This is a genomic window from Paracoccus denitrificans, from assembly GCF_900100045.1.
Taxonomy (GTDB): Bacteria; Pseudomonadota; Alphaproteobacteria; order Rhodobacterales; family Rhodobacteraceae; genus Paracoccus; species Paracoccus denitrificans.
In genome coordinates this window covers 38,836-51,856 of sequence record NZ_FNEA01000030.1, presented here as the reverse complement: position 1 = coordinate 51,856, position 13,021 = coordinate 38,836, and the positions used below count along the sequence as shown (strand labels likewise).

11 protein-coding genes, 1 tRNA gene and 1 pseudogene are annotated in these 13,021 nt (G+C 68.6%); 2 read left to right on the top strand and 11 right to left on the bottom strand.

Annotated elements, in window-relative coordinates:
- Nucleotides 1–194, bottom strand: a pseudogene (locus tag BLT64_RS20935) (creatininase); the annotation flags it as partial.
- Between the two features lie 104 nt (nucleotides 195–298).
- On the opposite strand from BLT64_RS20935, the gene BLT64_RS20930 reads away from it, so the two are divergent.
- Nucleotides 299–1,198 (top strand): LysR family transcriptional regulator, encoded by a 900-nt coding sequence (locus BLT64_RS20930; RefSeq protein WP_011748032.1) that lies wholly within the window; start codon nucleotides 299–301, stop codon nucleotides 1,196–1,198.
- Between the two features lie 161 nt (nucleotides 1,199–1,359).
- On the opposite strand, the gene BLT64_RS20925 is transcribed toward BLT64_RS20930, so the two are convergent.
- From BLT64_RS20925 to BLT64_RS20890, 9 genes are all read right to left on the bottom strand, one after another.
- Nucleotides 1,360–1,435, bottom strand: a tRNA-Ala gene (locus BLT64_RS20925).
- A gap of 209 nt (nucleotides 1,436–1,644) precedes the next feature.
- Entirely contained in the window at nucleotides 1,645–2,472 is an 828-nt protein-coding gene (gene efeO / locus BLT64_RS20920; RefSeq protein WP_011748031.1) for an iron uptake system protein EfeO, read from the bottom strand.
- 42 nt (nucleotides 2,473–2,514) lie between these two features.
- Nucleotides 2,515–3,819, bottom strand: a complete 1,305-nt coding sequence (gene efeB / locus BLT64_RS20915) for an iron uptake transporter deferrochelatase/peroxidase subunit (protein ID WP_011748030.1) — start codon at nucleotides 3,817–3,819, stop codon at nucleotides 2,515–2,517.
- Between the two features lies 1 nt (nucleotide 3,820).
- Nucleotides 3,821–4,978, bottom strand: coding sequence for an iron uptake system protein EfeO (efeO, locus tag BLT64_RS20910; protein ID WP_011748029.1), 1,158 nt, complete (start codon nucleotides 4,976–4,978; stop codon nucleotides 3,821–3,823).
- On the bottom strand, nucleotides 4,975–5,820 hold the full coding sequence (gene efeU, locus BLT64_RS20905) for an iron uptake transporter permease EfeU (RefSeq protein ID WP_041529881.1): 846 nt from the start codon (nucleotides 5,818–5,820) through the stop codon (nucleotides 4,975–4,977). The genes efeO (BLT64_RS20910) and efeU overlap by 4 nt, the downstream gene beginning before the upstream one ends.
- 175 nt (nucleotides 5,821–5,995) lie before the next feature.
- Nucleotides 5,996–6,970 carry a glutathione S-transferase family protein gene (locus BLT64_RS20900; protein WP_011748027.1) on the bottom strand — a complete coding sequence of 325 codons (975 nt, stop codon included), beginning with the start codon at nucleotides 6,968–6,970 and terminating at the stop codon, nucleotides 5,996–5,998.
- Between the two features lie 69 nt (nucleotides 6,971–7,039).
- Nucleotides 7,040–7,183, bottom strand: coding sequence for a hypothetical protein (locus BLT64_RS26990; protein WP_157137432.1), 144 nt, complete (start codon nucleotides 7,181–7,183; stop codon nucleotides 7,040–7,042).
- 81 nt (nucleotides 7,184–7,264) lie between these two features.
- Nucleotides 7,265–9,043, bottom strand: a complete 1,779-nt coding sequence (locus BLT64_RS20895) for a SulP family inorganic anion transporter (RefSeq protein ID WP_011748026.1) — start codon at nucleotides 9,041–9,043, stop codon at nucleotides 7,265–7,267.
- Between the two features lie 94 nt (nucleotides 9,044–9,137).
- Nucleotides 9,138–9,557 carry a hypothetical protein gene (locus BLT64_RS20890; protein WP_041529880.1) on the bottom strand — a complete coding sequence of 140 codons (420 nt, stop codon included), beginning with the start codon at nucleotides 9,555–9,557 and terminating at the stop codon, nucleotides 9,138–9,140.
- Between the two features lie 461 nt (nucleotides 9,558–10,018).
- Between BLT64_RS20890 and ald the strand changes: the two genes are divergently transcribed.
- Complete coding sequence (ald, locus tag BLT64_RS20885; protein WP_011748024.1) at nucleotides 10,019–11,137, top strand: alanine dehydrogenase; 1,119 nt, start codon at nucleotides 10,019–10,021, stop codon at nucleotides 11,135–11,137.
- 21 nt (nucleotides 11,138–11,158) lie between these two features.
- Here ald and BLT64_RS20880 read toward each other — a convergent pair whose 3' ends face one another.
- A complete protein-coding gene (locus tag BLT64_RS20880; protein ID WP_011748023.1) occupies nucleotides 11,159–12,643 on the bottom strand; it encodes a CYTH and CHAD domain-containing protein in 1,485 nt (494 codons plus the stop codon).
- Nucleotides 12,644–13,021: the final 378 nt, after the last annotated feature.

Below are 13,021 nucleotides of genomic sequence, written 5' to 3'. Positions count from 1 at the left end.
CCGAACTGGCAATAGAGGAAATCGGCGTAATAGTTGATGTTGTGATAGGAGGTGAACAGCGCCGCATCGACGCCCGCCTGCGCCATATGCGCGCGGATGCCGTCCTGGCGGCGCTGCATCTCGGCGGCCGAGAAGGTCGGGACCGCCTTCTCGCCATTGCCGATGAAACTCTGAAGCCGGTCGCGTTCGGTCATCGATCTCTCCTTGCGTAAGATTTCCTTTACGATGAGGCGGACCTTTGCAGGCGTCAAAGGACGTTTTATAATCAGTTCATTAGATTTCCTCATGATTGCAGCTCATGTCCCAGCCCCCGCTGAACGCTTTGCGCGCCTTCGAGGCGATCGCCCGAACCGGCAGCTTCCGCGCCGCCGCCGAAAGCCTGTTCGTCACGCAACCCGCGGTCAGCCATCAGATAAAGCATCTGGAACAATGGCTTGGCGTTCCCTTGTTCGACCGCAGCGGGCGGGTGCCGAAGCTCTTGCCACGCGGCGTGGCGTTGGCGCGCGACCTGACGACGGCCTTCGACGGTATCGATGCGGCCTGCCGCCGGGCACGGCCCGCTGCCTCGGACGGCGCGTTGGTCGTGGCGGCGATTCCGTCGGTCGCGATCTGTTGGCTGATCCCTCGCCTGCCCGGTTTTCGGGCACGGCACCCGGAAATCCAGCTGCGTGTGATCTATGCCCATCACGGGCACGACATCGATTTCACCACGACCGATCTGGCATTCACCTTTTCCAGTTCATGTCCTGCCGGCGAAACCATCTCCTCCCGGCCTTTCCTGTCGGGGCGCAGCGTTCCGGTGGCCAGCCCGGCCCTGGTCGGATCGGCCCCGCCCAAGCTGTCGGTGGAATGGCTGCTCGGGGTCGGGCTCTTGCATGACACCGATCTGTCGGGCTGGAGGACCTGGCTGGATCGGGCGGGCCAGCCGGTGCCCGAGCGAATGCCCGGCGCGATTTTCGAGGATTTCAACCTGCTGCGCGCCGCCGCGCTGGCGGGGCAGGGCGTGGCGCTGTGCTCGCTGGCGATGATCCGTCCCGATCTGGCAGAGGGACGGCTGGTGCAACTGTCCGAGGTCTCGGTTCTGGAAGAGTTCGACTATTATCTGACGCAGTCCAACCTGACCCCGCGCGACGCCCCCCGCCGCAAGGCGCGGCAGGTTTTCCTGTCCTGGATCGAATCCGAGCAGGCTGCCGGTTAGGGCTGAAAGGCATCGCGGCGAACGGTCAGGGGACCTGCTCGCCCAGCCGGAGGATATGCTGGCGCAGGAAATCGGGCAGAGCGCTGGCCGAGATCGGGGCCTTCGCGCAGGCCCGCTGCGGTTGCTTCGGGCTGGGTGCCAAGCTGTCTTCATGATTGAATTGGTGGAGCCAAGGGGAGTCGAACCCCTGACCTCTTGAATGCCATTCAAGCGCTCTACCAACTGAGCTATGGCCCCACCGGAGGTCTCGGGCGGCGTCTCCGGCGCCCGTGTGAGGCGTCGTATAGGAGGGCGCGCCGGAAGGTGCAAGCGGAAAAATGCAGCCTCGGTACAAAATTCTCGACTAACGCCTCAACCAGTTGAAAAACCTAATTTCATTCGGAAATTCCGGCCGCATTCCGGGCCGAGGGCGAAGCGGCGGCACCGCTTCGCCGGCCGGTTGGCGATCAGCCCAGGCCCAGCTTGCCACGCAGCGTCGCAAGATCCTCGGCCAGCGTATTCACCTTGGCCGAAAGGGCGTTGCGATCCGTATCGGTCAGTTCCTCGTAAGAGACGAAGCCGCCGTCGGCGCTGCGGTATTTCTCCAGCACCTCGTCCACCGCTGCGAAATTGCCGTCCACCTTGGCGGTGAAATCGGCCTCGTCATCGGCGATCAGCGGGCGCAGCAATTCGTAGATCTTTTCCGCGCCCTCGAAATTCGCGTCGAAATCCCACAGGTCGGTGCGCGAATAGCGGTCCTCCTCGCCCGAGATCTTGGTGGCGGCGACCTCTTCCATCAGCACGGCCGCGCCGCCCACCACTACTTCGGGCGGGAAGGTCAGGCCGTTGATGCGCGCGTCGAGTTCCTTCACGTCGGCCAGCAGCTTGTCGGCATATTCCGCCAGCCCCTCGGTCGAGCCCTGTTCCCAAAGCCCGTATTCGATGCGGTGGAAACCGGTGAAGTCCGGGTCCTGCTCGGCCTGTTCGTAATCGTCGGCGCGCGCGTCGATCGAGACGTCGAGATCCGAGAACAGCTCGGCGATGGGCTCGATCTTTTCATAGCTGGTGCGGGTGGGGGCAAAGAGCGACTTGGCCTTTTCCACGTCGCCGGCCTTGACCGCATCGGTGAAGGCGGTGGTGTCCTCGACCAGCTTGGCAGTGTTTTCCGCGACATAGAGCTTGTATTCCGCCAGCGGCTCGACCAGGTCCAGCGAGGGGTCCGCCGCCATGGCGCCCGTGGCCCAGCCGCCCAGGGCCAGCGCCAGCGCCGTCGTCTTCAGGTAATGTCCGACCATCGTTTCCAACTCCCGTTTGGGTAAGATTTCCGGCTTGGCGGGTCAGCTCCGCCTGGCTGCGTTGACAAGGGATGCGCCGAGATAGTCCCCGACGGCTGCGCCGGGCAGGGCGAAGAAATACCCCCCGCCCACCGGCTTGATATATTCCTCCAGCGGCTCGCCGTTCAGCTGGTTCTGCACGGCGATGAAGCCCGCCTCCAGATCGGCCTGATAGGCGATGAACAGCAGGCCCTGGTCGAGCTGGCCATTCCTGAGCACGCCGCGGGAATAGTTGAAGGGGCGGCGCAGCATCAGGTTGCGCTCGCTTTTCGGGGTGCGCGGATTGGCTAGGCGGATATGCGAATCCGGCGGCGTCGTGGCGCCGTCGGGGTCGGCTGCGTAGTCGGGCACGTCGTATTCGCTGGCCCGGGGCGCGTCCAGGGGCGCGCCGGTCATCTTGGTGCGGCCGAAGATGCGCTCCTGCTCGGCCAGGGGCGCGCGGTCCCAGCGTTCAACGAAATTGCGGATCACGCGCACGGCCTGGTAGCTGCCGCCATGGGCCCATTCCGGCTCGTCCGGGCCGTGGGTCCAGACCACGCGCTCCATCAGCGCGGCATCGTTGGCATCGGGGTTGGCCGAGCCGTCGCGGAAGCCCAGGAAGTTCCGTGCGCTGGGGGTCGAGCCATCGGGGGCGGGCGGAACCGGCGGGACCGAGCCTTCGATCATCCAGCGCAGCACCAGGAATTCGGACAGGTTCTTCACGATGTCGCGCAGGGCGTGGATGTTGGTGTCGGGCAGGTTGGCGCAGAATTGCAGCGACAGGTCGCCATGGCACAGCGCCGGGTCCAGCGCGTCGTTGGGAAATTGCACCATGCGTTGCAGCCGCGCCGGCTTCAGCCCCGCCAGCCAGTCGTGCCTGTCAAAGAGCGAGGCGCCCAGCCCCAGGGTGATCGTCAGGTTGTCCGGTGCGATCACCGGACCCAGCAGGCCGGAATCGGCGGGCGGCAGCTTGGGGTCGCGGGCCGGCACCTCGCCGCCCTGGGTCAGGAAAGCGGCGCGCTCGGTCAGCAGCCGCAGCATCCGCTCGAAATCGTCGAGCGAGGCGACGACCACGTCGAAGGCGGCAAAGATGCCGCTGGCCGGGCGCGGGGTCAGGATCCCCGCCTGGTGCCTGCCGTGGAACGGCACATGCTGGGCGGCGGTCTCGGCATGGCCCGGCGGCGCATCGACCACCTGCGGCGCGGTCTTGGCGTCCTGCGCCCGGGCGTGGATGCCAATGCTGCCGGCGATGGTCCCGCCCAGGGCGCCCAGTCCGATCTGCCTCAGAAGGGTGCGGCGCGTGGTGGAAAGGCGGCCCTGGTCGTTCATGTCAATTCATCCCGATGGCGGGTTGCAATTTGCGCAGGCTTTCGGACAGCCGCGTCAGGTCGGCGGCAAGCGCGTCGCGCGCGGCTTTCGGGACATCGCCATAGGTCGGGTGCGCTTCGGCCGCGATGGCGGCAAGATGCGCCTCGGCCGCCTGCATGTCCTGTTCGATGACCTTGTCCAGCGCCGGATCGACCCCGGCCACGACCTGCCGCAACAGGCCGGCCAGCTTGCCGATCCCCTCAAGGCTGGCGGCAAGATCCTGCAAGTCGTTGCCGGCATAAAGGTTCTCGCCCTGCGGTATCTGGCCCTGCGCGATCTGAAGCGCGCTTTCGCCCGGTATCTCGATCAGCAGGCCGGGATCCAGCGGCGCCTGTTTCAGCCGGGCGGCCAGTTCGGTCAGGTCTGCGACCAGCGCATCGGCAAAGGGCGCCAGCCCCTCGGTGCGGTTTTCCGCGAAAAGGCCGTATTCGATGCGGTGATAGCCGATGAAGGCGGGGTCCTGCTCGCGACCGGCCAGATAGGCGGCGCGGGCGTCGATGCGCTCTTCCAGGTCCGAAAAGCGATAAGCCAGCGGCTCGATGCGGCGATAGGGCAGGCGGGCCTGGTGCCATGCCTCGCGCGCGGCCTCCAGATCGTTCGCAGTGATGGCGTCGCGCAGCGCCTCGGCGGCCTTGACCGCGGCATTGCCCTGCATGACCAGATAGACGCGGTATTCCGACAGCGGTCCCAGGAACTTGCGCAGCGTGACTTCCGAGGCGGCGGCCGCGGCCTCGTCCGACGGCGTCACGGTCAGCGTGCCGCGCGGGTTCGACAGCAGGCCGCAGGTGATGGCGTATTCGCCCGGCGCCAGTTGCACCTCCAGCGTTGAGCGGAAGCCGGGTGCGATGTTCTCGCGCTCGGCCACCACCATGACGCCGTTCAGGATCTCCCATTCGATGGGGCGGTCGCTGGCGTTCACGATCTCGAAGCTGCGCCGTCCGCCGGGCACGGTGATGGCATTGGGCTCGCAAGTGGTGGCGTTCACGGTCACCAGCTGGTCCGCCGCGGTCTGCGTGCCGGCATTCCGCTGCGTCGCATACCAGAAGGCCGCGCCGCCCGCGACGGCCAGCACGGCCGCGCCCGCGATCGCCAGGTAAATGCCTTTCGAGGGTGAAGTCATTTGCGCCCCGCAGTCTGCGGCCGGGCGGGCAGGGGTTCTGCCTGCGGCCTGAGGAAAAGCACCAGCGTGACCGCCAGGAAGACGCCCCAGACCAGCGCCTCGCCCAGCGTGGGGGCCTCGCGATAGCCCAGAAGGCCGGACAGCACGGTGCCCAGCGGGCCGGATTCCGGCAGGGTCAGGCTCAGGTCATAGACCCGGTCCTGCAAGCCGTTCCACAGCCCGGCCTCGTGCAGCGCGCGGACCGAGCCTGCCAGCAGCCCCGCCGCCACCAGCAGGATGAACACCCCGGTCCAGCGAAAGAAGCGGCGCAGGTCCAGCCGCAGCGCGCCGGCATAGATGCCCCAGCCGGCGCCGATGGCGACGATCACGCCCAGAAGCGCGCCGATGGGCGCCGCGCCGTCCCGGCTTTGCTGGAATATCGCCAGCAGGAAGAACACCGATTCCAGCCCCTCGCGCGCCACGGCCAGAAAGACCATGCCGATCAGCGCCCAGGTGCCGGCGCCGCCCCGATGCGCCAGCGCCTCGTCGATGCCGGAATGCAGCTCGGCCTTGATCGAGCGCGCGGCCCGGCGCATCCAGAACACCATGCCGACCAGCACCGCCACGGCGACAAGCCCGATCACCGCCTCGAACAGCTCCTGCGTCCTTTGCGGGAAGCCGCTGCTGATCAGCTGGATCGCCGCGCCGGCGAAAAGCGACATGGCGACGGCCAGGAACACGCCGACCCAGATCGCGGGCAGCCAGGCGCGCCGGCCGGTCTGGCGCAGATAACCGGCGATGATGCCGACGATCAGGGCCGCCTCCAGCCCCTCGCGCAGCATGATGAGAAACGGTGCCAGCATCGGCCTTTCCCCAGCATTTTGTCGTGGTGCGGGTCCGGTGGCGGCGGATCGCGCCGGCCGGAAGGGCATCGCGGCAAGTCTCCGGCCAATACGGGCCGGCGGGAAAAGGAATACGCCGCCAGCAGGGCTTGTCAATCCAGAGAGAAACTCTAGGAAAGCCCCGCGACGCCTTGTCTCAGCCCCGGCCGTGCGGCTCGTGCCAGTCGATCAGCGGATTGATCGGGATGATGCGATGCGGGTTTATCGTGTCATGGCTGTAATGGTAGTGCCGCACGATATGGTCGAGATGCACCGTCTCGGCCACGCCGGGCCATTGGTAAAGCTCTCGCGTCCAGCCCCAGAGGTTCGGGTATTCGCGCAGCCAGCGCCGGTTGCATTTGAAATGCGTGTGATAGACCGGATCGAAGCGCAGCGTGGTGGTGAACAGCCGCCAGTCCGCCTCGGTGATGCGCTCGCCGCAAAGATAGCGGTTCGCGGCCAGGTGGCGCTCCAGCCAGTCCAGCGTCTCGAACAGCGGCCCGACGGCCTCGTCATAGGCGGCCTGCGTGGTGGCGAAGCCCGCCTTGTAGACGCCGTTGTTCACGCGGTCGTAGAGGCGCTCGTTCATCGCATCGATCCGGTCCAGCAACTCGGCCGGGCAATAATCGTCGCCGTTGCCGGTCAGCCCGTCGAAGGCCGAATTGAACATGCGGATGATCTCGGCGCTTTCGTTGCTGACGATGGTGTCCTGCGCCTTGTCCCACAGCACCGGCACCGTCACCCGGCCCGAGGTTTTCGGGTCCGCCTTCAGGTAGATGTCGCGCAGAAAGGGCAGGCCGAACAGCCCGTCCCCTGTGGCGCCGGGGAAGTCGGTGGCGAAGGTCCAGCCCTCGGACAGCATGTCGGGATGCACGACCGAGACGTCGATATGCGGCGCCAGCCCCTTGATCGCGCGATAGATCAGCGTGCGATGCGCCCAGGGGCAGGCATAGGAGACATAGAGGTGATAGCGCCCGCTTTCCGGGCCGAATCCGCCCCTGCCGCTGGGGCCGGGACCGCCGTCCGGGGTGATCCAGTTGCGCCAGGCGGTCACGCTGCGGTGGAAGCGCCCGCCGCTGCTGTCGGTGTCATACCATTCGTCATGCCAGACGCCGTCGATCAACTGGCCCATGCTGTCCTCGCGCGTTTCCGTCCGGTCTCCAGCATAGCCAAGCGGGCGGTGCGGGCAACCGCCCCGGCCTTAGCCGCGCAGTTGCGCGCGCGCCCAGCCGGCGATCGAGGCGGCGTCCATGGCGCCGGACTGCCGCCCGATCTCGCGCCCGGGCGGCAGGCGGTTCGTCGCGCCGCAGGCGGTGCAGGCGATCTGGATATCGGTGCCGGACATGCTCGACCTCGGTTCTCGACGGTGCCATGACGATATGTTCGCATTACCGTAGGTGTTCAAGGCCGGGGCCGGCCCGCGGGTCTATCCGCCCGAGACCCCGTCCCGCCGGCAGCCCGGTCCCATCTCTTGTTCGGGGGCCGCGTCCGGGCCCAGTTCGCGGCGCAGGCGGCAAATGGCCTCGTGCTGGCTCAGGAAGACCTTGCCCGACAGGTGGCGCAGGAAATCGCTGCGATGCAGCCGGTCCATCACCGGCCCCTTGACCTCGGAGAGATGCAGCTTGACCCCGCTTTCGGCCAGGCGGCGGTTGATCTCTTCAAGGCTTTCCAGCGCACTGGCGTCGATATCGTTCACCGCCGGGCACATCAGCACGACGTGGCGGACGCGGGGATGCTCGGCCACCAGCGCGGCGATGCGATCTTCGAGAAAGCGCGAATTGGCGAAATACAGGCTTTCGTCGACGCGCAGCGACAGGATCTCGGGCCAGACCAGCACCCGGTGGCGGTCGATGTTGCGAAAATGCTCGGTCCCCGGTACCTGGCCCACGACGGCGGAATGCGGCCGCGAGCTGCGGTAAAGCTGCATGACCAGCGACAGCACCACACCGGCGCTGATGCCCGGCTCGACCCCCACAAGCAGGGTGATCAGGATGGTTGCCGCCATGGCCAGAAAATCGCGCGGGGAATAGTCCAGCACCCGGCGGATGGCACGGAAATCCACCAGCGACAGCACGGCCAGGATGATCGTCGCCGCCAGCACCGCCTGCGGCAGGTCGGCCAGCAGCGGCGTCAGGAACAGCGCGGCCAGCGCGATGCCGATGGCGGTAAAGATCCCCGCCGCCGGCGTCTGCGCGCCCGCGTCGTCATTCACCACCGAGCGCGCAAAGCCCCCCGTCACCGGATAGCCCGCGCTGATCCCCGCCGCGATATTGGCGGCGCCCAGCCCGATCAGTTCCTGATCCGGCGCGATCCGCTCGCGCCGCCGTGCCGCCAGCGTCTGGCCGACCGAGACCGACTCGACGAAGCCCACGACCGAGATCAGCAGCGCCGCCGGCGCCAGCGCCACCAGCAATTCGGCCGACAGCCCCGGCAGCGCCAGCCGGGGCAGGCCCTGCGGGATGGTGCCGACCAGCGCCACGCCCTTGCCCCCCAGCTCCAGCGCCTTGGCCAGCGCGATGGTTGCCGCGATGGCCAGGATCGGCGCCGCCCGCGCCAGCATGTCGGCCAGCCAGCCGGGCAGCCCCGCCCGCATCAGCCCGCGCTTGCCCCAGCGTCGCGCCGCATGGAAAAAGGCCAGCGCGCCCGCGCCGATGGCCAGCGTCCATGGATTGGTCTGCGGCAGGGCACCCCAGAGCGAGGGCAGGATCTCGGGCAGGGTCGCGCCGCCGCCGCCCACCCCCAGCAGGTGCCGGACCTGCCCGGCCGCGATCAGGATGCCCGAGGCGGTGATGAAGCCCGACATCACCGGATGGCTCAGGAAATTCGCCAGGAACCCCAGCCGGAAGATGCCCGCCGCCACCAGCATCGCGCCCGAGAGCAGCGCCAGCCCGACGGCGGCGTCCAGCGGATCGGCCAGCCCGGCCTGAACGACCGGCCCGATGGCCGAGGCGGTCATCAGCGAGACCACCGCCACCGGCCCGACCGCCAGCACCCGCGAAGTGCCGAAGACCGCATAGGCGACCAGCGGCAGGATCGAGGCGTAAAGCCCGACCTCGGGTGGCAGGTTGGCCAGCATGGCATAGGCCAGGCTTTGCGGGATCAGCATGATCGTCACGATCACCGCGGCCAGCAGGTCGGTGCCCAGCACCGCCCCGCCATAGCCGCGCGCCCATTGCAGGAGGGGCAGGCGGCGGATCAGGCGCATCTGCGGTCGATCCCTCGTATCGCCCTGGTCGCTGCGACCAGGCCCGACGGCGCCGGATCGACGCCGGATGCTGCGGGGGCGCCCGTGTTGTGCCTCATGGTGCGGCCCCGCCTTGGGATGCGCGGGTATCGAAAGACAGGTCCAGCCGCCAGCCCGGACAATCCGGCGCCAAGGGGGCGACCCTTGCCGCCAGCGCTTCGGTCGCGCCGGTCGCGGCGCCGGCGCGCGCAGCCAGTTCCGCCGCCCGATCCTCGGTCACGGTGCGGCTGCCGAAGCGGATCGAGACCTGATGCCCGCATGCCCCGCCGCATTCCAGGAAATGCCGCGAATAGCGTGGCGGCGCGCAATGCCCGGGCAGCTCGAAGCCGCGCAGAGCGGCAGGCAGCAGGACCCAGACCCGCGGATCGGCGCCGGAAAGGTCGTCGTATTCCATGGGAAGCAGGCGCAGGACGGCATAGCCCGCGCCAAGCGCAAGCACCGCCAGCGTGGCGGCGATGGCTGAGCCCCGCCTCACGACCCGGCGCCCCGATGATGGAAGGGGACGGCGAAAGGGCGATGGAGCCGCTCGGGACATTTCCCCCTGTCCCGGCGCGGCCATGAGCGGCGTTCGCGCCTTGCCGGGCCGGCAGCGACTTGGTGCGCCCAGCCCGACCGCGCCTTGCGGAACCCTGCCACCCCCGAGGCGTGGATCATCGACTGCTCCCCCCTGCTGTTCGTCGCTTGCGGCAGCCTCAAGACATATTCGGGAATGCGTATATATGCAATGCACCCGATGGGCAATCGTGGCACCGAATGCCGCTGCGGCGGATGCTTGCGCCCATTTTCTTGACGGCGGAAGATTCTTCGATTCTTCTGGTCGACCGGAGGATCCTGTCTCGTTGCGCCCGCTTGCCCGGGGGCAGTTTCGCAGCACCTTGCGAAACGGCAATGTCAGACTGGTGCCAGGAGCCTTGAAACCAGCGGGAGGAGAAGGGAATGAAGATCGGCTGCCCCAGGGAAATCAAGCCGCAGGAATTTCGCGTCGGCCTGACGCCCGCCGCCGCGGCCGAGGCCGTCGCGCATGGCCATCAGGTGCTGGTCGAGACCGGCGCGGGGCTTGGTGCCGGCTTTGCGGACGAGGACTATCTGGCCGCCGGGGCGCGGATCGCGCCGGACGCGGCCGCGGTCTTTGCCGAGGCGGACCTGATCGTGAAGGTCAAGGAACCGCAGGCCGTCGAACGCGCCATGCTGCGGCGCGGGCAGGTGCTGTTCACCTATCTGCACCTGGCGCCCGATCCGGCGCAGACGCGCGATCTGCTGAACTCGGGCGTGACCGCCATCGCCTATGAAACGGTCACCGATGCGCGCGGCGGGCTGCCCTTGCTGGCGCCGATGTCCGAGGTGGCGGGGCGGCTGGCGCCGCAGGTCGGCGCCTGGGCGCTGCAAAAGGCCAATGGCGGACGCGGCGTGCTGCTGGGCGGGGTGCCGGGGGTCCGGCCGGCCAATGTGCTGATCATCGGCGGCGGCGTGGTCGGCGCGGCGGCGGCGCGGGTCGCGGTCGGCATGGGCGCCAACGTGACGGTGATGGACCGCTCGCTGCCGCGGCTGTCCTGGCTGGACGATCTGTTCATGGGCAAGCTGACCACCCAGCATGCCAGCGCGGCGGCGACCGCCGAGCTGATCCAGGGCGCCGACATGGTGGTCGGCGCGGTGCTGGTGCCGGGCGCGGCTGCGCCGAAGCTGGTGTCGCGGGCGCAACTGGCGACCATGCCGCGCGGCGCGGTGCTGGTCGATGTCGCCATCGACCAGGGCGGCTGCTTCGAGACCTCGCGGCCGACCACCCACCAGGACCCGATCTACGAAGTGGACGGCGTGATCCATTACTGCGTCGCCAACATGCCGGGCGCGGTGGCGCGGACCTCGACCCAGGCGCTGGGCAATGCCACGCTGCCCTTCCTGCTGTCCCTGGCCGACAAGGGCTGGCGCCGCGCGCTGGCCGACGATGCGCATCTGCGTGGGGGCCTGGCCACGCATGAGGGGCAGCTGACCTCGCCGCCGGTGGGCGAGGCGCTGGGGATCGCCGCGATCACACCGGGCGAGCTTCTGGCCGGGTAGGCCAGCGCAGGGCCGCCGCCCTCAGCGCCAGAAGCGCTTGGCATCGACGAAGGCGTCATGCGCCTCGGCGGCGGCCTCGATCTGCGCGCGCTTGTCGCGTTTCGTGCCCAGCAGCGCGGCCGCCTTGGGATCGCCGGCAAGGCCCAGCCGTTCGACCAGTTCCGGCGCGCTCACCAGATCGTTCAGCGCGCCCATGCGGTCCTGCAACGCCTCCAGCGCGGCAAGGAAGCGCGCGGCCCGGCGCCTGCGGCGCTTTTCCGCAAAGAGCGGCGCAAAGAACTCCGCGGCATAGCGCAGCTTCTTGGCGTCCTTGCGCAATTCGTGCCGGGCCTCGTCGCCGAGATCGGCAAGGTCGATGCCGTCCTTCTTGACCTTGCGGCGAAAGCGGTCGAGGGCGGCGGCCGCGAATTCCCGCAGCGGCAGGTCGCGGATCTCGGCCGCCGAGGGCAGCGCGGTCCAGGGACTGATGGCGAGATACTCCCCCAGATCCAGCATCAGCAACCGCGCTCGGCGCGATTCCAGCGCCGCTTGCGCCTGGGCATAGGCGGCCATGCGCGCCGGCTCCAGACGGGCGCGCAGCGCCTCGGACCGGCAGCGCATGCGCAGCACGTCCAGGTCGCGTGCCTCGCCCAGCATGCCTGCCAGCCAGCGGCTTTCCCGGTTCAGCCGGCCGGCCTCTTCGTCCTGAAGCATCGGCTTGCAGATGGCAAAGGCCGAGCGCAGCCGGCGCAGCGCCACCCGCGCCTGATGCACGGCCTCGGGATTGCCGGGGCCGATCAGCGGCTCGTTGAGCCGGAATTGCCGCAGGCAGGCGCTTCCGATCAGGCGAAACCCGTCCGCCGCCACCATGTCGCGGCGCAGGGCGACCGGCGCCGCCTTGTGCATGTGCAGCACCGGCCCCAGCAGCCGAAAGCCGTGCTCGGCCTCGGTCTGGGCGGCCAGGCGCAGCGGTGCGATCTCGTCCAGCCGGCGTGCGAGCGCGTAAAGCGCCGCAGGCGGGCCGTCGCGCAGCGCCAGCCGGATCGCGCAACGCATCGCGCGGCGGTCGGCGGCTGTCACCTCGCCCTGATCCAGCGCCAGTTCGATGCCGGCGCCCTGCCCGGGCAGGGTCCAGACATGCCGCATGACGCGCAGTTCGAACAGCGGGCCGATATCCGCGATCTTCGCCCCCAGCAGCGCGGGAACCGGCGTGTGGTCGTCCAGCACCGGCCTGTCGCCCGTCAAGGTCTGCCGCCATTCGGGCAGCAGGAACAGATCGGCGGTGCTGCCGGTGGCCTTGACGGTCTGGAGGCGCTGATCGCCGGTCTCGCCCCCGGTCTTGGTCAGGCTCAGCGTGAAGCCGGCCGCGGCCAGGTCCTGTGCGGGGGTGTCGAAATAGGTCGCATGGACCGGCATGGTGCGCGGCCGGCCGGACAGCAGGTCCGAGGCGCGCAGGATCTCGGCCGCCTCGGGCGTGATGTCCAGCGTCAGTTCCGGCGCGGAGACGATGGTTTCCTGTTGCGGCATTTCGACCTTCCTTCGGGACGCTCCGTGACGTGGTGCCGGGCCATTCTGAAGCGGATGGCGGCGCGCGGGAAGGATAACCGATGGCTGAAACACCTCCATGTCACCTTCGCAGGACCGGACGGGATGGCGAGCCGGCAATCGCCGATCCCGGGTCAGGGAGACATGTGCATCCACGTCGCGAACCCGAACGCGCCCGGGGGGGCGATCCGCATCTGCTGTCGAACGGCCGGCGACATCGCCATGCGCGCCCCACGACCTCTGCATGGCACCGTGGCAGATGACGGGCTTGCCCCGGTTCGCCCTTGCGTTCCGGCCGGAATCCGCCGACCGGAAGCGGTCGGATCTTGTGCGGCAAGGGCCGGCGGGCCTTAATTCCCG